The following is an 18590-nucleotide window of genomic DNA, read 5'->3' as shown; positions in this document are numbered from 1 at the left end:
CAACCTGAACTTGTTTCAGGTCCTATTTATTTAATTGTTCTATAAATGTTTTAGCACTGTCGCCGGCATTATCGGTCTTCATAAAGTTTTCACCAATTAAAAATCCTTTATAACCGAAAGGCTGTAGCGATTTAATAGCTTCAATATTGCTGATGCCACTTTCGGAAACTTTCACGAAATCATCAGGAATCAATGTGCTTAATGACTTACTAATGTCTAAACTAACATCGAAGGTTTTCAAGTTACGGTTATTAACACCTAACATATCTAAACTAGGCATGATGCTTTTGTTTAGTTCTTCTTCGTTGTGAACTTCCAATAAAACATCAAGATTCAGGCTTTTAGCAAACTCTGAAAATTGCTTGATTTCATCGCGTGTTAAGATGGCGGCAATGAGCAGAATGACATCGGCACCGTAAGCTTTAGCTTCCAGTAACTGGTATTCGTCAATAATGAATTCTTTGCGTAATAAAGGTAAATTACAAGAGGCACGAGCTAATAAAAAATCGTCTAAAGAACCTCCAAAATACTTGCCGTCTGTTAAGACAGACATACCACAAACCCCCGCACCTTCATAGCCTTTAGCGACATCATTAACGTTGAGGTTATGATTGATAACCGATTTGGAAGGCGAGCGGCGTTTGTGTTCTGCAATAATACCTGTGTTGCTCGCTTTTAGTTTTTCAGCTAAAGGCACTGTAGGTCTTTCGAATAACACCGATTGTTCTAATTGAGATATCGGAATTAAAGATTTCCTTAAAGCGACTTCGGTTCTTTTATCGGCTGTAATTTTATCTAATATATTCATTACTTACTTAATGCTACTAATTTATCTAAACTCGCTTTGGCTTTTCCTGAGAATAAAGATTCTTTGGCTAATTCAAAACCTTCCTTATGACTAATTTGTTTGGTGGTTGCAATGGCTAAACCAGCATTAGCGCATACTACATTGTTTTGTTGCTCAGTACCGTTTCCGTTTATCACATTCACAAATATTTTAGCGGCTTCTTCAATGGTATCCCCACCATAAATGGATTGCTGTGTAATTTGATTAATGCCTAAATCTTCCGGAGCGAACATGGTTTCTTTATTGTTTGAAATGACTTTAGTGCCTCCGGTTAAAGAGATTTCATCATACCCATCTAAAGCATGAACCACGCTGTAGTTTTTATCGGTGTTTTGATATAGATACCCATACAGGCGTAACAATTCTAAATTGAAAACCCCGACCATTTGATTTTTTGGGAATGACGGATTTACCATTGGCCCCAGCATATTGAAAAAAGTTTTAACACCCAATTCACGACGAATAGGAGCTACGTTTTTCATGGCAGGGTGGAATAGTGGTGCATGAAGCACACAAATACCTGCCTGATCGATACATTTTTTTAAGAAATCTTCATCGTTTGAAAATTTAATACCCAAATATTCCATAACGTTTGAAGATCCGCATGCCGATGATACCCCATAGTTCCCATGCTTTGCTACATTAACGCCAGCGCCAGCTGTTACAAATGAGGCCAGTGTTGAAATATTGAAGGTGTTTTTTCCGTCACCACCAGTACCACATAAATCAATCGCGTTGAAATCTTTTAGGTCAATTGGAATGCATAGTTCTAATAGGGCATCTCTAAAGCCTTTCAACTCATCTAAAGTGATGCTTCGCATCATATAAACTGTTAGAAATGCTGCAATCTGACTTTGGTTATAATCGCCTTTTGATATGTTTACTAAAACCTGTTTGGCTTCTTCTGTAGAGATGCTTTCGTGATTTATAAGTCTGTTTAAAATGTCTTTCATAATCTAATGTCTTAAATCTTGGTTTAGTTCTCTATCCAGTTTTTAAGTATTTGCTTGCCTTGAGGTGTTAATACCGATTCCGGATGATATTGTACACCTTTAACATCGTAAACTCTGTGACGTAAAGACATGATTTGACCGTTAGCATCAAATGAAGTGGCTTCTAATACTTCTGGTAAGTTGGTGTTTACTACCCAGGAATGGTAGCGACCGACTTCAATTTCTTTATCTAAACCGTTGAATAATATTTCGTCGTCTACTGTAATATTAACTTTAGTGGCTACACCGTGATATACATCGTCAAGGTTTTCTAAAGTGCCGCCGAAGACTTCTCCAATGGCTTGCTGTCCTAAACAAACACCTAAAATGCTTTTAGTAGGGGCATAGGTTTTTATAATTTGTTTTAATAAACCAGCTTCATCAGGGATTCCTGGTCCTGGTGATAACACAATTTTATCGAAAGGCTCCACATCTTCTAGGGCAAGTTTATCGTTTCGGTAAACGGTAACTTCGCAGTTTAAATCTTCTAAATAATGTACAAGATTGTAAGTGAAGCTGTCGTAATTATCTATAACTAATACTTTTTTCATTTTATATAGTCCTGTTTAACAGGTGTTTTTTGCTTTGTAGTTTATATGGTTTCAGCTAATTCAATGGCTTTAGTTAGGGCCCCTAATTTATTATATACTTCCTGTAATTCACTTTCGGCGCTTGATTTGGAAACGATTCCAGCACCCGCACGCCAGTGTAGTTCGTGGTTTTTACTTAAAAATGTTCTAATCATAATTGCATGATTAAAGTTGCCATTAAAATCCATAAACCCGATGGCGCCACCGTAAAATGATCGGCTTGTTTTTTCGTATTGCTCGATAAGTTGCATAGCACGGTGTTTTGGCGCGCCACTTAAAGTTCCGGCAGGGAAGGTGTCGGCTACCACTTGCATGGTTGCTGTATCATTATGTTTTTTACCTGTAACCTTACTTACTAAGTGAATAACATGTGAGAAGAACTGAACTTCGCGATAAGTGTTCACGGTTACGCCGCTACCATGACGACTCAAGTCATTTCTGGCCAAGTCTACCAGCATCACATGTTCTGCATTTTCTTTGTCGTCGGCTACCAGTTTTTGAGCCAATTCGGCATCTTTGGTGTCATTACCGGTACGTTTAAAAGTTCCGGCAATCGGGTGAATTTCGGCTAGCCCATCGCTAACAACAAGTTGGGCTTCTGGCGAGCTACCAAAGATTTTAAAGTTGCCATAATCGAAATAAAATAAATATGGAGAAGGGTTGATGCTGCGTAAAGCACGATATACATTAAATTCATCACCTTTAAATTGTTGAGTAAAACTTTTTGAAAGCACTAATTGGAACACATCACCACGTGCGCAATGTTTTTTAGCTAATTCTACGTGCGTTTTGTATTCATCATCGGTTAAATTAGATGAAATATCTCCGTTTGAAGCAAAGTTGTAAGATGCAAAGTTTCTAACCTTAATTAAGTGATCGATTTCTTCAATGTTACTTTCGGTGTTGTGGCAATGCGCAAAAATGTAAGCTTCATTCTTATGATGATTAATGGCTATGATGTTTTGATAAACCGCATAATATGCATCTGGAATAGAAATGGAATTGTCTTTTTTAGAAATCTCAACATCTTCAAAATAACGCACGGCATCGTAGGCAATATATCCAAAAATACCGTTGTTAATAAATTTGAATTCTTCTTCAGAACTAACTTCAAAACGTTTGGTGAACTTATGAATTTCTTCAGCGACATCGGTGGTGTTAGTAATCGCTTCTGTAGAATTGCTTCCGTCAGGAAACGTTTGTGAAATAGTTTCGTTTTCTACTTTAATAGAAGCAATCGGGTTGAAACAGATATATGAAAAACTGTTATCGTTGGCATGATAGTCACTACTTTCAAGTAAAATACTGTTTGGGTATTTATCTCTTATTTTCAGGTAAATACTGACAGGCGTGATGGTGTCTGCCAGAATTTTTTTGTAATGCGTGTATAAATTATAAGTTGTCATTTATGCTGAATTTAGTTCAGTTTTTATTCGTTTATCAAAATCTTTAATACTAAAAAAGGCTTGTCGTGAATGACAAGCCTTTTCGATATTTTAATTTAAATACATAAGGGGTCTACTTCACGAACGTAAGTTTGTAAAGCTCCACCACCAAATATTATTTAAAGTTGTAAACATGTTTTGTTTTTATTTGCTTCAAATATAGAAATGAAAATAAAATTACACAATACTTCTGGTTAATTTTTACATAAAAGATTGTTAAACTAATTTATAACTGTAAAGTATTAATTAAATTTAGGATTCTATTAACAGATTATTAAACCTTATTGATAATTAAAGGTCTAAATGTCCAAATGTTAACTCATGAAATTTAATACGTTACTTATTCTTCTTTTATTATGTTTAAGTTGTAGATCTAAAAATAATAAAGCTGAAACAGCCTTAGCGGAAACATGGCAAACCGAATTTGTTGTTCATAAAGATTTCGAGGTAGATTTAAAAGTTTACGATTTTAAAGGGTTAGAACCATTGCTAAATAAGAAAGACGGTAAAGTACATGTTGTAAATTTTTGGGCTACATGGTGTGTGCCTTGTGTAAAAGAATTGCCATATTTTGAGCGGTTGCGTAAGGCTTACGCCGATAAAAATGTTGAGGTGTTATTAGTAAGTTTAGATTTTCCACATCAATATGATACGAAACTGAAACCTTTTATAAAGAATAGAAAGATTCAATCTGAAGTTGTTGCTTTAGATGATGCCGATATGAACACCTGGATTCCAAAAGTTAATGAATCTTGGTCCGGATCTATTCCGGCTACTATAATATATAAAGATGATGAACGCCAGTTTTTTGAGAAGTCGTTCACTTTTGAAGAATTAGAAAAACAAGTCAAACCATTTTTAAATTAAACCCGTATGAAAAAATTAATGAAATTTATGACCCTCGTGCTTGTTGTGCTCGCAATTAGCGCTTTTACTGTTAATAAAACCACTGTTAACTCAGGATACAAAATAGGGGATATAGCCGAAGATTTTTCGCTTAAAAACATTGATGGAAAGATGGTGTCTTTGTCAGATTACAAAGAAGCGAAAGGTTTTATAGTCACCTTTACCTGTAACACGTGTCCGTTTGCAGTGGCTTACGAAGATCGTATTGTAGCATTAGATAAAAAATATGCTTCAAAAGGGTATCCGGTTATAGCTATCATGCCTAATAATACAGATATTAAACCAGGCGATAATTTAGATGCTATGAAAGAACGCGCCGAAAGTAAAGGCTTTACGTTTCCTTATTTAATAGATAGTGAGCAAACCGTTTTTCCAAAGTATGGTGCCACAAAAACACCTCACATGTTTGTGTTACAAAAAACTAAAAAGGGAAATGTGGTTAAATACATTGGCGCGATTGATGATAACTATAAAGATGCTGAATCAGTGACTACAAAATATGTAGAAGATGCTGTTGATGCTTTGTTAGCAGGGAAAGAAGTCGAGCAAAAAGAAACCAAAGCCATTGGGTGTTCTATTAAAGTTTAAGGATAAAAGCATATCGTTTTAAAGAGCAAAAATCTAAGGTGTAATACTTTAGATTTTTTTTCGTCTATAAAGGTTATAAATATTAATTTTGTGATACACTAAATACATTATAATGGAAGATTTAACACAAGAAGAGTGGGCAGAGCAATTAGCTAACGATGATAACGCAGTAGTTTTAGATGTTAGAACCGATGGCGAGGTAGCCGAAGGCGTTATTCCAAATGCTATACATATCGATATTTTTAAAGGGCAAGGCTTTATTTATGCGCTTGAAGAATTAGATAAAAGTAAAAATTATTATGTGTATTGTCGTTCAGGAAACCGTAGCGGACAAGCCTGTAATATTATGGAGCAGTTAGGTTTTGAGAATGCCTATAACCTTGAAGGTGGAATTATGGAATGGGCAGGCGATATTGTAGATTTTGAATAATTAAAACCTAAATAAAATGAGACGAATAATTGTTTTAGTAAGCGTAATACTTGTCAGTGTTTTTGGCTGTAAAGGATTATCGACTCAAAAGGACATCGCAAATGTACCAGTAGCTTCTGCTAGCGAATTGGTTGATACGAGTGATAATTTGCAACTTATTGATGTTAGAACTCCTGAAGAGTATGAGGCTGGTCATTTACAAGGTGCAACCAATATCGATTTTTTCTCTGATAGTTTTAGGGAGGAAATTGAAAAGTTAGATAAGCATAAACCGGTACTTGTATATTGTAAATCTGGAGGGCGTAGCAGTAAAAGTGCAGCGATTTTTAAAGAGCTGGGCTTTACAAAAATCTATAATATGGAAGGAGGTATTACCAGCTGGAGTGAAGCGGGTTATAAAACCGTTAAGTAGCTTTTTTTTGTTGTTCAACGATTAGAAATAGAGCGGTTTACGACTTAATCTTTTTTTTAAGCACTTCAACTTGTTTATTTTTTAGCAATAGGTCTTTTTGGTAATTTTGGGGTTATAAAGATGTTACTTTTAGATAGTTACGTCTGTTTGTTTAACTCCCTTTTAATTGATAAATAAGACTTATGGAAAATGGTTATGTCATTTTAGGTATTATCGCATTGTTATTTTTGTCTATGTATGGGTTCTCTTATTATTCTGTCTTTAGAGAAAAAGCTAGGCAGAAAAAGGAACAACAACTAGAAGCTGAAGCTGAAGCACAACGCGTGTTAAGACGTCAGAAAATGCAAGCTGAAATTAATGCCAGAGTAGAAAAATTCAATAAACGCAAAGAAGAGATTCAACACGAATTGGAGCTTCTTAAAAAAATGAAAGAACAGCAAATAAGTTAATCTTATTTGCTGTTTTTGTTTACGAAGGGTTTATAAAACTTTCTATATCGGTATCGGATAATTTAGGATTTGCACCTTCACTTTGAGCTACTAAAGCACCAACAGCGCAAGCAAAATCTATAGCTTCCTGAGGTTTGGTGTTATTTAGTAATTTGCTTATTAAAGATCCTAAAAAGGAATCGCCAGCTCCAACAGTATCAATTACCTTAATTAAGTAGCCACTATTGTAATATAATTTATCATTGTATAGTAAAACAGCGCCGTGAGCTCCCTTTGTTACGCATACATGTTTTGTGTTCGTCTGTTCTGCGACAAACATCAGGTTTTGTTCTAAAGAATTATATTTTGAACCTAAATATTTACTGACTTCAAAAAGCTCATCATCATTGAACTTTATAAAATCAGCTTTATTCATTAAGTAAATAAGGATGTCTTTTGTATAATGCGGTGGCCGTAAGTTAAGATCGAAAATTTTGTATTTTGCAACATCTACCAACTTGTATAACGTGTTTTTAGAAGTGTAATCTCTAGCTACTAAACTTCCAAAAACAAAAGCATCGGCATTTTTTACCAGAGTTTCGGCATCGCTGTGTAAATCAATTTTATCCCAGGCACAAGGATATTTTATATCGTAACTCGCCGATCCTTTTTCATTAAGTTTTACGTGTACTTCACTCGTGTCATGGTCTGGTATAGTTTGTATACAACTTGTATCAATACCATTTGAATTTAAATAGTCTAATAATGTTTTTCCGGGAACATCATCACCCACAGCACTAATCATGGAAACGTCATTGTTTAAAGATTTTAGTCTACTGGCTACATTTAAGGGGGCGCCTCCAATTTTTCTATTAGAAGGGAATACATCCCATAAAATTTCTCCGAAACAAACAATATTCGCCATAGCTAAAGTTACCAAATTTAATGCTTAAACAGTAAAGCTAATAAAATAGTATTTAATAAGGAAATGTGTAAGAGTCATTGTTGTGTATCAATGCGTGGTAATGTGAGTTTTACATAGTGTTTCTTTTGTTGAATGATAAATACATCCTTTTTTGAACAATATGTCTACCTTATTTTTACTAGTATATTATATTTTTACTTCATAAAATTTTTGAAATTGTATGAGAAAGCTTCGGGTAGTAGCTATTCTTCTTTTGGTGTCTTTAACAGCAGGTGCTTGTTTACAGAAAATGAATAAGAAGAATGATTCTAACATTAGAATAAAAGAAAGAACATCTCCTAATTTAATAGTAATATTGGCCGATGATTTAGGTTATGGAGATGTTGGTTTTAATGGATGTAAAGATATACCAACTCCAAATATAGATAGAATTGCCAGTCAGGGTGTTAAATTTACAAATGGTTATGTGAGTTATGCTGTTTGCGGGCCAAGTCGTGCTGGATTAATCACAGGGCGTTATCAAGATCAATTTGGGTTTTCAAGAAATCCATTATTTACTCCAAATGATCCGGAAATGGGCTTACCGTTAACCGAAGAAACTTTAGCCGAAGCTCTTAAAAAAACAGATTACAAGTCTATAGCATTAGGAAAATGGCATTTAGGTGCTCATGAATCATTAAAACCATTAGAACGAGGTTTTGATGATTTTTACGGATTTTTAACAGGAGGACATCATTATTTTCCTGAAAAATGGGTGTTGCAAGATGAGTTTGAAGTAAAATCTCAGTATGATGCTTATAAGACGAAACTTTTAAGAAACTCTAAACGGGTAGAAGAAACTGAATATTTGACTGATGCACTTTCTCGAGAGGCGGTTCAATATATCGATAAATATAAAGATAGTTCTTTCTTTATGTATTTAGCGTATAACGCTCCGCATACCCCTCTTCAGGCCACGGAAAAATATTTAAACAGGTTTGATACAATTCAAAATAAAAAACGTAGAACCTATGCAGCAATGGTTAGTGCTGTTGACGATGGTGTTGGTAGAGTTTTAGAACAACTAGAAGCTTTGAAATTAACAGAAAAAACGATAGTTGTGTTTTTGTCTGATAATGGTGGGCCAGAACCTCATAACGGATCAGATAATGGTGAGTTAAGAGGAATGAAAAGTGACCTGTTTGAAGGAGGGATTCGAGTACCTTTTGCTATGCAATGGCCAGGGACAATTCCTTCAGGAATGGTTTATAACAAGCCGGTGATTTCTTTAGATATTTTTGGAACTATTATTAACCAAACTAAAAAGACAATCAAGACTAAAAATAAAATTGATGGTGTTGACTTAATGCCTTTTTTACTTGGAGAAAATAAAGAGGCTCCACACGATTATTTATTTTGGAGGAAATACGATGAACAAATTTATGCTGCTCGAAATGCAAGTGGAGGTAAGTTCGTTGTAAAAGATCAGGATACTATGTTGTTTAATTTGGATAATGATATTTCTGAAACTGAAAATTTAATAAGAAATTCTAAAAATAAATTAGATAGTTTAGAACAGGTGTTTAATATGTGGAATCTAGGGAATATGGATCCCGTTTTTATGGGGTTAATTCATAATAAAAAATATAATGAACTTAATCCGGATAGATTTGAAAAATTAGAAAGTAAAAATAATTAATTCAAAAGTTCGGTAGATTCGGCAACTCGAAAACATTGTTCTTCACCTAAACAAAGCGGGTTGCCGTGTTTTTCCGACCAAAATCCATCTAGTAGGTTTTTGTTAATGCATCTGTAAACTACAACACCTTTGTATATGTTATGGTCGTCGCCTTTGTAACTAAAATTAATGACTAAGATGTTGTCTTTAAAAAAACCAGAACCTATTTGTTCTTGTGAATCATTTATAAGCCATTTCGCTTTTATTCGATAATTCATATCGAGAGATAGTGTAAGCGTACCTGTGTAGCCTGAGGCTTCTTCATCTTGATTACTGCCAATAATATTATATGTGCCTACTAGGTCTTCGATAGTCATTTTGTGAAAAATTTTTGAAGTAAAAGTAAACTATTGATTTAAGTAGGAGTTATAGTTTTCTGAATTTATAATATCTATGGGTAACAACTTTTCTTCTGTAATTGGTTTGTCAAACAAGAAATGCTCTGCTAATTGACTCAACCCGAGATAAATTTGTTGTTTTGGATTTTGATGAATTAGGAAATCAATAGCACCGCTATTAAGATAGCTGATATTGTTTTCAAGTAAGTCGTAACCAATAATCTTAATTGATAGATCAGGGAAATTTTCCATGATTTTTGCCACTTTGTATGTTTTTGAGGTGGTTACGAAAATACCAGAAATGTTCTTTGAGGAATTTATAGCATCGAAAAGGGTTTTATATTCATTCGACTCAATAGAATTACAGGTTTTTAAGTTGTAATCACTGGTGAGTAGATTTTCAAAATAATCTCTAAACCCTTTTTCTTTTTGTTGCATGAAGGATGCGTTATGAAAAAACTCATCAAGATGTGCAATAATAACCTCAGAATCGTTTGGGGTAATCATTTCCATCAAACGAGCTGCTATTCTACCACTTTGCATCAAATCTTGACCTACAAAATTAGTAATGTCTTCACTTCCTATTCTATTGTTTATAATGCTTACTAAAATGTTAGCTTCACTGTAGGTGGTTATAGATTTTTTTGCTTCGTTATAAAATAAGGGAGCCATAATTACGGCGTCGGGATTTATTTCGAGAACCTTAGTGTTGACTTCTAAAAAAGAAGCGGTACTCGTAGGGTCGAAGAGATGTGTGTCGATAGTGATGCCTAACGACTTATATTCATTAAAGGCTTGGTCTATACCTTTTTTGCATGGTTGCCAGTACGGGTCTATATCCGGGTTTGGAAGCAGTGCGCAAATAATATAGTCCTTGTTGTTTTTTAAACTTCTAGCCATAAGATTAGGCTGGTAGTCAATTTCAGCAAGAACTTTATTTACTTTTTCTAAAGCTTTTTCCGATACTTTACCGCGTTTGTGAATAACACGATCTACAGTTCCTTTTGATACGCCTGCTAATTGAGCAATATCTTTAATGGTATATTTTTTCATTACTACAAATATAGAATAAAAGTTGAATTGTTTCATATAAAGTGTGCTCGAACACAAAATAAAATGTTGTCGAGCACATTTTTTGTGTTTTTTCTTTTTTATTTAAAACTTAATCTATACTTTCGCAAAGTTGACAGTTGAAAACCAATTAAATAACCGAATGTTTCTTACATCTAGTTGCTTGTAGGTCAATTATTTGACTGGTTGTTGGAGCTAGAGTTTAAAATCTGAATAATTAAATAAAACATGGAAAAGCCAACCTTAGTAGTATTAGCAGCAGGAATGGGAAGTCGATATGGCGGCCTTAAGCAGATAGACTCGTTTACGCCTCAGGGAGATACAATTATAGATTTTTCTATTTATGATGCTTTAAGAGCTGGTTTCGGAAAGTTTGTTTTTATAATTAGAAAAAGTTTTGAGGCTGAGTTTAAAGAAATCTTCAATAAAAAACTGGAAGGTAAAGCCGAAGTAGATTATGTATATCAGGAGTTAGATTGCGTACCTGAAGCTTTTGTAAATTCAGAGCGTACAAAACCATGGGGTACTGGGCATGCATTATTAATGGCGAAAGATGCTGTTAAAGAGAATTTTGCGATTATTAATGCAGATGACTTTTACAGTAGAGAGGCTTTTGAAAGTATGGCAAAAGCTTTAATGGAAACTGATAAAACATCTTATAATTTTAAAACTATGGCGTATTTGTTGAAAAATACGGTTTCAGACCATGGGTATGTGTCTAGAGGGGAATGTCAAGTAAATGAAAATGGTTTTTTAGTAGATGTGACTGAGCGCACACATATTGAAAAAATTGATGGTAAATTAATGCGTAAGGACGACCATGGTGAATTTATTTCAATTGATCCCGATACGGTTGTTTCCATGAACTTTTGGGGCTTCACACCAAAATGTTTTGAGTTTGGAGAAGAGTTGTTTTTAAACTTCCTGGAGCAAAATAAAGAAAACTTGAAGGCGGAATTTTATTTGCCAACCATAGTTAATGAAATTCTAAAATCAGGCAAAGCTTCAGTAGAAGTATTAAAGTCTGAAGCGAAATGGTTTGGGGTGACATACAAGGAAGATAAAGCTATTGTGCAAGCTGCTATAGAAGCGTTGAAAGCTGCTGAAGTATACCCTGAAAATTTATGGTAATATGAATCAGGAGGCGCTAAAACATATTTTTGATCAGTTTCAGCATGAAGGCGAATTTAGTTCGTTTTCAGAGTTGGCTTCTGGACATATAAATGATACGTATTTAATTAAAACGGTAGATAGGCCGCATTATGTGCTTCAGCGTATTAATCATGGTGTTTTTCCAAACGTGCCGGGCCTGATTAATAATAAAGTGAGTGTAAGTGCACATTTAAAAACAAAGTTGTCACATTTGCCAAAAGTAGAGCAGGAGCGTCGTGTATTGTCTTTCATCTCTACAGTTGACGGAAAACCATTTTACGAAGATGTTCAGACGGGGTACTGGAACTTAACACAATTTATTGATGATAGTGTCACTTTTGAGCGCGTTGTTGATGATGAAATCGCTTATGAAGGAGGAAAGTTATTCGGAGAGTTTTTAAATCAGACAGGTGACTTTAAGGTTAATGATTTGATTGAAGTTATTCCGAATTTTCACGATATGTCATTTCGTTATAAGCAATTCGATGAAGCTTTACAAGGCGCATCTGTCGAGAGAAAAGCAGAAGCGAAAGATTGTATTGTGTTGGTTGAAGCGTCAAGAGAGGAAATGCATATTCTGCAAATGTTGAAAGAATTTGGAGCTATTCCAACTCGGGTAACACATAACGATACTAAGATTTCAAATGCCTTATTCGATAAGAATAATAAAGGACTTTGTGTGATTGATACCGATACGGTAATGCCGGGTATTATTCACTACGATTTTGGAGATGCGATTAGAACCATTTGTAATACAGCAGCAGAAGATGAAACCGATTTAGATCTGGTGAATTTTAATATTGATTATTATAAATCTTATGTTAAAGGGTTTTTAGAAACCGTAGGTGAATCGCTAACACCAACAGAGTTGGAGTATTTACCATTAGGAGCAAAAAGTATTATTTTTATTATGGGATTGAGGTTTTTAACCGATTTCCTAAACGACGATATTTATTATAAAGCGGCTTACAGTCATCATAATTTAGACCGAGCCAAAAATCAATTTAAACTATTAGAGAGTTATGCAAAGCAGTATGATGAAGTAAAACAGATTACGAAATTGGCATAAAACAAAATACTAACAAAACGAATATATTAACTAATAACATACGCGCATGGTATCATTAAGTCCATTAGATTACACGTTAATCATCATTTTTTTCTCGTTAACCTTAGGTATCGGGATTTGGGTGTCTAAAAAGTCTGGAAAAAACTCATCAGAATTCTTTTTATCTGGAAGAAGTATGCCTTGGTGGTTATTAGGGGTGTCTATGGTAGCAACGACCTTTTCAACAGATACACCTAACTTGGTAACCGATATTGTAAGAACACATGGTGTATCAGGAAACTGGGTATGGTGGGCATTCCTATTAACAGGATTGTTGACCGTGTTTGTATATGCAAAACTTTGGCGTAAATCTAATGTGAATACCGATTTAGAATTTTATGAATTACGTTACGGCGGAAAACCGGCTTCGTTTTTAAGAAAGTTCAGAGCTGTGTATCTAGGTGTTATTTTTAATGTGATTACCATGTCGGCAGTAACTTTAGCGGCGATAAAGATAGGGGGGATTATGTTAGGTTTAGAGCCTTGGCAAACCGTAATTAGTGCTGGAATCATCACTGTGACATTTAGTGCACTTGGTGGATTTAAAGGTGTTATTTATACCGATTTCTTATTGTTTTTTGTAGCTATGGGAGGTGCTATTGGAGCAGCTTATTACTTGGTGAATTTGCCGGAAGTAGGAGGTGTAGCAGCAATGATTACCAATGAGCATGTTGCCGATAAATTATCAATATTACCAGATTTTAGTGATACTGAATCTTTAATTACTTTATTGATTATTCCGTTAGCGGTACAGTGGTGGAGTTCATGGTATCCAGGAGCAGAGCCAGGTGGTGGTGGTTATATCGCGCAACGTATGTTGGCGGCCAAAGATGAGAACCACGCGATTGGAGCCACGTTCTTTTTCAATATTATGCATTATGCTTTACGTCCTTGGCCGTGGATAATAGTCGCACTGGCTTCGTTAGTTGTATTCCCGGATTTAGCGAGTATTCAAGAGGCATTTCCAAGTATTGCAGATGATAAATTAGGACATGATTTAGCTTATTCGGCTATGTTAACCAAACTACCAAGCGGATTATTAGGGCTGGTTTTAGCATCATTGATTGCTGCTTACATGAGTACCATTTCAACGCAATTAAACTGGGGGTCATCATATATTGTTTTCGATTTCTATAAAGAACAAATCAACCCTGAAGCTTCTGAAAAACGTTTGGTTGCTGTAGGTAGAATTTCAACAATTGTTTTGATGGTGTTTAGTGCATTGTTAGCATTGTTACTTCAAAATGCATTACAGTTATTCGAAGTATTGTTAGTGTTTGGTGCAGGTACAGGATTGATCTTTATTTTACGTTGGTTTTGGTGGCGTATCAATGCATGGAGTGAGATTGCTGCAATGTTCGCTTCAGGTATTGTTTCAATTATATTAAAATTAACACCTGCCGGAGCATTCTTCTTTGCGAAAGAAACAGGTGTTTTTGCAAGCTATTTAGAATACCCGTTTGTAGTATTAGTAACAACGATTATTTGGTTAGCGGCTACTTATATGACGCAGCCGGAAAGCAAAGCAGTATTACAAAGTTTTTATAAAAAGATTCAGCCAGGTGGGCCTGGATGGTCTAAGGTGTTGCTAGATGCCAAGTCTGAGGACATAGATTTAGAAGATAATAAAGAACCTTGGTCGGTGCCAGCGGGAATTTTAGCCATGATATTAGGTTGTGCTTTAATCTATAGTGCCATGTTCGCTACAGGATATTGGATTTATGGAGAGACGACTCAGGCCTTTGTAATGACCATCATTGCATTGATATCAGGAGGTTTACTGGTACGTATTTGGAAAAAAATTAAAGCAAACATATTGTAAGGATTAAAAAAGATTAAAAAGGAGATAGGTTATGATTAAAAGTAGTGCAGATAAGGCCACAGGTTTTGAAAAACGTTTTGAAAACGTCGATACTGTAGTTTTTGAAGATTCATTAGCAGCATCAAAAGCAGTAGCAAAGGAGATTGCAGAGCTTATAAAGCAAAAGCAATCTAAAAATGAAAATTGTATTTTAGGATTGGCTACAGGGTCAACTCCAAAAGGTTTATATGCTGAGCTGGTGAGATTACATAAGGAGGAAGGTTTAAGCTTTAAAAATGTAATTAGCTTTAACCTGGATGAATATTACCCCATGGAGCCGGATTCAGTGCATAGCTATGTGCGTTTTATGAATGAATTGCTTTTTAATCAAGTAGATATCTTACCAGAAAATGTTCATATTCCAGATGGGACCTTATCGAAAGAAGAAATCTCTGCATATTGTAATGCTTACGAAGCTAAGATTGAAGCTTTAGGCGGTATCGATTTACAAATATTAGGTATTGGTGGTAACGGACATATCGGATTTAACGAATCAGGATCTCTGCAAAATTCAAAAACGAGATTGGTTGCTTTAGATCATATTACACGTGTAGCTGCAAGTAAAGATTTTGGTGGCTTAGATAAAACACCAAGAACAGCGATTACTCTTGGAGTTAAGAAAATTATGGAAGCTAAGCGCGTGGTGTTAATGGCTTGGGGTGAAGGTAAATCTAACATCATTAAAGCTTCGGTTGAAGGACCTGTAACTAATCAGGTTCCTGCATCATTCTTACAGGAACATCGAAATGCAACTTTTGTAATTGATAAGAGCGCATCTTCAAAATTAACTCGTATCGATACACCATGGTTAGTAGAGAAAGTAGAGTGGACCGATAAGATGGCAAGAAAGGCTGTATTAGGATTGGCTTTAAGCTTAAAGAAACCAATTTTAATGCTTACCGATGCCGATTATATTGAAAACGGAATGAGCGATTTATTAGCTGATTCAGGGCCTGCATACGATATCAATATTAACATATTCAATAAAGTACAACAAACGATTACTGGATGGCCAGGAGGAAAACCAAATGCCGATGATAGTAAGCGTCCGGAGCGTGCGGAGCCAGCAAGAAAGCGTGTTTTAATTTTTAGTCCACACCCGGATGATGATATCATTAGTATGGGAGGAACGTTTAAACGTTTACAAGAGCAAGGGCATGATGTGCATGTAGCATATCAGACTTCAGGGAACATTGCGGTGGCAGATGATGAAGCCTTACGTTTTGCAGCTTTTGTTTGTGATTACAATGAGAAATTCGGTATTGAAAGTCCAGAAGCAAACGCTATTTACGAAAAGGCAATCGACTTTTTAAAGAATAAAAAGGACAGTGAAATTGATATTCCGGAGGTGCGTTACATTAAAGGAATTATTAGAAAAGGTGAAGCTCGAGCGACATCTCATTTTGTCGGATTGAAAGATGAAAATATCCATTTCATGGAATTACCGTTCTATGAAACGGGGACTATAGAAAAGAAACCAATAGGTGAAGAAGATATCAAAATCACTATGGAGCTTATCGAGAAAGTTCAGCCACATCAAATTTATGCAGCAGGAGATTTAGCCGATCCTCATGGAACACATAAAGTGTGTTTAGACGCTATTTTCGAATCGGTAAAACGCCTGAAAGAAAAACCATTTATGAGTGACTGTTGGGTATGGTTATACCGTGGTGCATGGCAAGAGTGGGGGATTGATGAAATTGAAATGGCCGTACCAATGAGTCCAGGACAGGTATTAGAAAAACGTCATGGAATTTTCAAGCACCAGTCTCAAAAGGATGGAGTGGTATTCCAAGGAAGTGATAGTAGAGAGTTCTGGCAACGTGCTGAAGATAGAAATAGAGAAACTGCAGAATTATACCATCAGTTAGGTTTAGCGCATTATGCAGCTATGGAAGCCTTTGTAAGATGGATATTCTAAATATATAAGTTAATGTTAACATTAAAACATAACACTAAAACTAAGCCATCCAATTTCCAAATAAAGGAAATTGCATTAGTAGATAGTAAGGTAGCCTATTGTCGGTTTTTAAATTGGGTTATTGGTGAATTTGATTTATTCCTTAAGAACGAAGAATCAGAAGCATTGAAAGTGTTTTTTCCTAATGGATGGTTTAGTATTAGTTGTTTTCAGAATACTGAAAAAGAGTTAAATGTAGCATTACAAGTTGAAGGTAAGACTGAAGCGACTTGCCAAAGTATGATGAAACAAATTAAAAGCATACATAAACATATATGCGAGTTTCATGAAAACAAATCTTATTAAGAGAATAAACTAAGTTTACACTCACAACCTTAGCAGGTAGCAGAAATTAAATTTTGAGGCTCCTTTAAAAAATTCACCTCGATTATCGAGTAAAAATACAATGACATTAATAAAATCAATCTCAGGAATTCGCGGAACTATTGGTGGTAACGTAGGCGATAATTTAACACCTGTAGATGCAGTAAAATTTGCTGCAGCCTACGGAATGTGGTTAAAGGATCAGAATTCAGATAAAGAACTAACGGTCATAATAGGTCTTGATGCAAGAATTTCTGGAGCGATGATAAGTACGTTGGTGAGTCAGACCTTAGTAGGTTTAGGCGTTCATGTAAAAAACATAGGATTATCAACAACTCCAACTGTAGAAGTGGCAGTGCCATTAGAGGGAGCCGATGGAGGAATTATCATCACGGCAAGTCATAATCCGAAACAATGGAATGCCTTGAAGTTGTTAAACAGCAAAGGGGAGTTCTTAGATGGGGTTGAAGGTGCTAAAATTTTAAAAGTAGCCGAAGAGGATGCATATACCTTTGCCGAAATTGACGATTTGGGTGTTTATACTGAAGTTGAAGGTTATATTGAAAAACATATCGATGAAGTTTTAAAACTAGAATTGGTTGATGTGGAAACCATCAAAAAAGCTGGATTTAAAGTAGTTGTTGATGCGGTGAATTCAACGGGAGGAATTGCTATTCCAGCGCTATTAGAGCGTTTAGGAGTAGAGTGTATTCAGTTGTATTGTGAGCCTAACGGACATTTTCCTCATAATCCGGAACCGTTGAAAGAGCATTTAACCGATATCTCAAAATTGGTTGTGGATGAACAAGCCGATTTCGGTATTGTAGTTGATCCGGACGTGGATAGACTAGCGCTTATTTGTGAAGACGGTTCGATGTTTGGTGAAGAATACACGCTTGTAGCCTGTGCCGATTATGTTTTAGGTCGTTTGAAAGGAGGTAACACGGTTTCTAATTTATCATCATCTAGAGCGTTAAGAGATGTCACTGAAAAACACGGCGGGACTTATACAGCAAGTGCTGTTGGTGAAGTCAATGTGGTTATTGAAATGAAAGCAGCCAATGCTGTAATTGGAGGAGAAGGCAACGGTGGAATCATTTATCCAGATGCGCATTACGGAAGGGACTCTTTAGTTGGTGTGGCCTTGTTCTTATCGCATTTAGCACATCAAAAAATATCATGTAAAGCATTAAGAGAGTCTTACCCGAATTACTTTATGAATAAGAAGAAAATAGAGTTGACACCAGAAATAAATGTTGATGCTATTTTAGAACAAATGGCTGAAAAATATAAAAACGAAGAGGTGAATACGATTGATGGTGTAAAGATTGATTTTGAAACCGAATGGGTACACCTTCGTAAATCGAATACAGAACCGATTATCAGAATTTATACTGAGGGTTCTTCTCAAGAAGGGGCCAATCAGTTAGCTGATACCATTATTGAAAATATAAAAACCTTATATTAAGGTTTTATTTAACGTTATTAGTTAAGGT

General features: G+C 35.4%; 19 protein-coding genes. 12 read left to right on the top strand and 7 right to left on the bottom strand.

Features of this window, described 5'->3' with window-relative positions:
• Positions 1 to 22 precede the first annotated feature (22 nt).
• The 4 genes from trpC to RBH94_RS02170 are packed head-to-tail and all read right to left on the bottom strand — an operon-like array spanning position 23 to position 3835.
• Positions 23 to 808, bottom strand: a complete 786-nt coding sequence (gene trpC, locus RBH94_RS02185) for an indole-3-glycerol phosphate synthase TrpC (RefSeq protein ID WP_307882182.1) — start codon at positions 806 to 808, stop codon at positions 23 to 25.
• On the bottom strand, positions 808 to 1800 hold the full coding sequence (trpD, locus tag RBH94_RS02180) for an anthranilate phosphoribosyltransferase (protein WP_307882181.1): 993 nt from the start codon (positions 1798 to 1800) through the stop codon (positions 808 to 810). Before trpD ends, trpC begins: the two co-directional genes overlap by 1 nt.
• 23 nt (positions 1801 to 1823) lie before the next feature.
• Positions 1824 to 2390: an aminodeoxychorismate/anthranilate synthase component II gene (locus tag RBH94_RS02175; protein ID WP_307882180.1), complete on the bottom strand. Its 567-nt coding sequence runs from the start codon at positions 2388 to 2390 to the stop codon at positions 1824 to 1826.
• 41 nt (positions 2391 to 2431) lie between these two features.
• Entirely contained in the window at positions 2432 to 3835 is a 1404-nt protein-coding gene (locus tag RBH94_RS02170; RefSeq protein ID WP_307882179.1) for an anthranilate synthase component I family protein, read from the bottom strand.
• Positions 3836 to 4195: 360 nt separating this feature from the next.
• Here RBH94_RS02170 and RBH94_RS02165 point away from each other — a divergent pair, with 360 nt between their 5' ends.
• The 5 genes from RBH94_RS02165 to RBH94_RS02145 all read left to right on the top strand — a co-directional run bounded on the left by RBH94_RS02165 (position 4196) and on the right by RBH94_RS02145 (position 6659).
• The gene (locus RBH94_RS02165) at positions 4196 to 4741 is read left to right on the top strand and encodes a TlpA disulfide reductase family protein (protein WP_307882178.1); all 546 of its coding nucleotides are present in this window, start codon (positions 4196 to 4198) and stop codon (positions 4739 to 4741) included.
• A gap of 6 nt (positions 4742 to 4747) precedes the next feature.
• Positions 4748 to 5368 (top strand): thioredoxin family protein, encoded by a 621-nt coding sequence (locus RBH94_RS02160; RefSeq protein WP_307882177.1) that lies wholly within the window; start codon positions 4748 to 4750, stop codon positions 5366 to 5368.
• 112 nt (positions 5369 to 5480) lie between these two features.
• A complete protein-coding gene (locus RBH94_RS02155) occupies positions 5481 to 5798 on the top strand; it encodes a rhodanese-like domain-containing protein (RefSeq protein ID WP_307882176.1) in 318 nt (105 codons plus the stop codon).
• Positions 5799 to 5814: 16 nt separating this feature from the next.
• The gene (locus RBH94_RS02150; protein ID WP_307882175.1) at positions 5815 to 6210 is read left to right on the top strand and encodes a rhodanese-like domain-containing protein; all 396 of its coding nucleotides are present in this window, start codon (positions 5815 to 5817) and stop codon (positions 6208 to 6210) included.
• Positions 6211 to 6392: 182 nt separating this feature from the next.
• A complete protein-coding gene (locus RBH94_RS02145) occupies positions 6393 to 6659 on the top strand; it encodes a hypothetical protein (protein WP_188223588.1) in 267 nt (88 codons plus the stop codon).
• A gap of 19 nt (positions 6660 to 6678) precedes the next feature.
• On the opposite strand, the gene RBH94_RS02140 is transcribed toward RBH94_RS02145, so the two are convergent.
• A complete protein-coding gene (locus RBH94_RS02140) occupies positions 6679 to 7563 on the bottom strand; it encodes a carbohydrate kinase family protein (protein WP_307882174.1) in 885 nt (294 codons plus the stop codon).
• A 220-nt stretch (positions 7564 to 7783) separates the two neighbouring features.
• On the opposite strand from RBH94_RS02140, the gene RBH94_RS02135 reads away from it, so the two are divergent.
• Positions 7784 to 9241: a sulfatase-like hydrolase/transferase gene (locus RBH94_RS02135; protein ID WP_307882173.1), complete on the top strand. Its 1458-nt coding sequence runs from the start codon at positions 7784 to 7786 to the stop codon at positions 9239 to 9241.
• Here RBH94_RS02135 and RBH94_RS02130 read toward each other — a convergent pair.
• Positions 9238 to 9597: a hypothetical protein gene (locus tag RBH94_RS02130; protein WP_307882172.1), complete on the bottom strand. Its 360-nt coding sequence runs from the start codon at positions 9595 to 9597 to the stop codon at positions 9238 to 9240. The genes RBH94_RS02135 and RBH94_RS02130 overlap by 4 nt on opposite strands.
• A gap of 30 nt (positions 9598 to 9627) precedes the next feature.
• Complete coding sequence (locus RBH94_RS02125) at positions 9628 to 10671, bottom strand: LacI family DNA-binding transcriptional regulator (protein ID WP_307882171.1); 1044 nt, start codon at positions 10669 to 10671, stop codon at positions 9628 to 9630.
• Between the two features lie 246 nt (positions 10672 to 10917).
• Here RBH94_RS02125 and RBH94_RS02120 point away from each other — a divergent pair, with 246 nt between their 5' ends.
• From RBH94_RS02120 to glmM, 6 genes are all read left to right on the top strand, one after another.
• Positions 10918 to 11820 (top strand): sugar phosphate nucleotidyltransferase, encoded by a 903-nt coding sequence (locus RBH94_RS02120; RefSeq protein ID WP_307882170.1) that lies wholly within the window; start codon positions 10918 to 10920, stop codon positions 11818 to 11820.
• Between the two features lies 1 nt (position 11821).
• Positions 11822 to 12910, top strand: coding sequence for a phosphotransferase enzyme family protein (locus RBH94_RS02115; RefSeq protein WP_307882169.1), 1089 nt, complete (start codon positions 11822 to 11824; stop codon positions 12908 to 12910).
• 46 nt (positions 12911 to 12956) lie between these two features.
• Positions 12957 to 14771: a sodium:solute symporter family protein gene (locus RBH94_RS02110; protein ID WP_307882168.1), complete on the top strand. Its 1815-nt coding sequence runs from the start codon at positions 12957 to 12959 to the stop codon at positions 14769 to 14771.
• Between the two features lie 31 nt (positions 14772 to 14802).
• Positions 14803 to 16731, top strand: coding sequence for a glucosamine-6-phosphate deaminase (nagB, locus tag RBH94_RS02105; RefSeq protein WP_188223595.1), 1929 nt, complete (start codon positions 14803 to 14805; stop codon positions 16729 to 16731).
• 12 nt (positions 16732 to 16743) lie between these two features.
• A complete protein-coding gene (locus tag RBH94_RS02100; protein ID WP_307882167.1) occupies positions 16744 to 17076 on the top strand; it encodes a hypothetical protein in 333 nt (110 codons plus the stop codon).
• A 100-nt stretch (positions 17077 to 17176) separates the two neighbouring features.
• Positions 17177 to 18562 carry a phosphoglucosamine mutase gene (gene glmM, locus RBH94_RS02095; protein WP_307882166.1) on the top strand — a complete coding sequence of 462 codons (1386 nt, stop codon included), beginning with the start codon at positions 17177 to 17179 and terminating at the stop codon, positions 18560 to 18562.
• Positions 18563 to 18590: the final 28 nt, after the last annotated feature.

The sequence above is a fragment of the Aestuariibaculum sp. YM273 genome (assembly GCF_030908365.1).
In the GTDB taxonomy this organism is placed as follows: domain Bacteria; phylum Bacteroidota; class Bacteroidia; order Flavobacteriales; family Flavobacteriaceae; genus Aestuariibaculum; species Aestuariibaculum marinum.
This window is presented reverse-complemented; position numbering and strand designations above follow the sequence as displayed.

What these genes read in the sequence shown, in the direction of transcription:
- trpC (WP_307882182.1), bottom strand. Translation starts at nt 808, where the DNA reads ATGAATATATTAGATAAAATTACAGCCGATAAAAGAACCGAAGTCGCT.
- trpD (WP_307882181.1), bottom strand. Translation starts at nt 1,800, where the DNA reads ATGAAAGACATTTTAAACAGACTTATAAATCACGAAAGCATCTCTACA.
- RBH94_RS02175 (WP_307882180.1), bottom strand. Translation starts at nt 2,390, where the DNA reads ATGAAAAAAGTATTAGTTATAGATAATTACGACAGCTTCACTTACAAT.
- RBH94_RS02170 (WP_307882179.1), bottom strand. Translation starts at nt 3,835, where the DNA reads ATGACAACTTATAATTTATACACGCATTACAAAAAAATTCTGGCAGAC.
- RBH94_RS02165 (WP_307882178.1), top strand. Translation starts at nt 4,196, where the DNA reads ATGAAATTTAATACGTTACTTATTCTTCTTTTATTATGTTTAAGTTGT.
- RBH94_RS02160 (WP_307882177.1), top strand. Translation starts at nt 4,748, where the DNA reads ATGAAAAAATTAATGAAATTTATGACCCTCGTGCTTGTTGTGCTCGCA.
- RBH94_RS02155 (WP_307882176.1), top strand. Translation starts at nt 5,481, where the DNA reads ATGGAAGATTTAACACAAGAAGAGTGGGCAGAGCAATTAGCTAACGAT.
- RBH94_RS02150 (WP_307882175.1), top strand. Translation starts at nt 5,815, where the DNA reads ATGAGACGAATAATTGTTTTAGTAAGCGTAATACTTGTCAGTGTTTTT.
- RBH94_RS02145 (WP_188223588.1), top strand. Translation starts at nt 6,393, where the DNA reads ATGGAAAATGGTTATGTCATTTTAGGTATTATCGCATTGTTATTTTTG.
- RBH94_RS02140 (WP_307882174.1), bottom strand. Translation starts at nt 7,563, where the DNA reads ATGGCGAATATTGTTTGTTTCGGAGAAATTTTATGGGATGTATTCCCT.
- RBH94_RS02135 (WP_307882173.1), top strand. Translation starts at nt 7,784, where the DNA reads ATGAGAAAGCTTCGGGTAGTAGCTATTCTTCTTTTGGTGTCTTTAACA.
- RBH94_RS02130 (WP_307882172.1), bottom strand. Translation starts at nt 9,597, where the DNA reads ATGACTATCGAAGACCTAGTAGGCACATATAATATTATTGGCAGTAAT.
- RBH94_RS02125 (WP_307882171.1), bottom strand. Translation starts at nt 10,671, where the DNA reads ATGAAAAAATATACCATTAAAGATATTGCTCAATTAGCAGGCGTATCA.
- RBH94_RS02120 (WP_307882170.1), top strand. Translation starts at nt 10,918, where the DNA reads ATGGAAAAGCCAACCTTAGTAGTATTAGCAGCAGGAATGGGAAGTCGA.
- RBH94_RS02115 (WP_307882169.1), top strand. Translation starts at nt 11,822, where the DNA reads ATGAATCAGGAGGCGCTAAAACATATTTTTGATCAGTTTCAGCATGAA.
- RBH94_RS02110 (WP_307882168.1), top strand. Translation starts at nt 12,957, where the DNA reads ATGGTATCATTAAGTCCATTAGATTACACGTTAATCATCATTTTTTTC.
- nagB (WP_188223595.1), top strand. Translation starts at nt 14,803, where the DNA reads ATGATTAAAAGTAGTGCAGATAAGGCCACAGGTTTTGAAAAACGTTTT.
- RBH94_RS02100 (WP_307882167.1), top strand. Translation starts at nt 16,744, where the DNA reads ATGTTAACATTAAAACATAACACTAAAACTAAGCCATCCAATTTCCAA.
- glmM (WP_307882166.1), top strand. Translation starts at nt 17,177, where the DNA reads ATGACATTAATAAAATCAATCTCAGGAATTCGCGGAACTATTGGTGGT.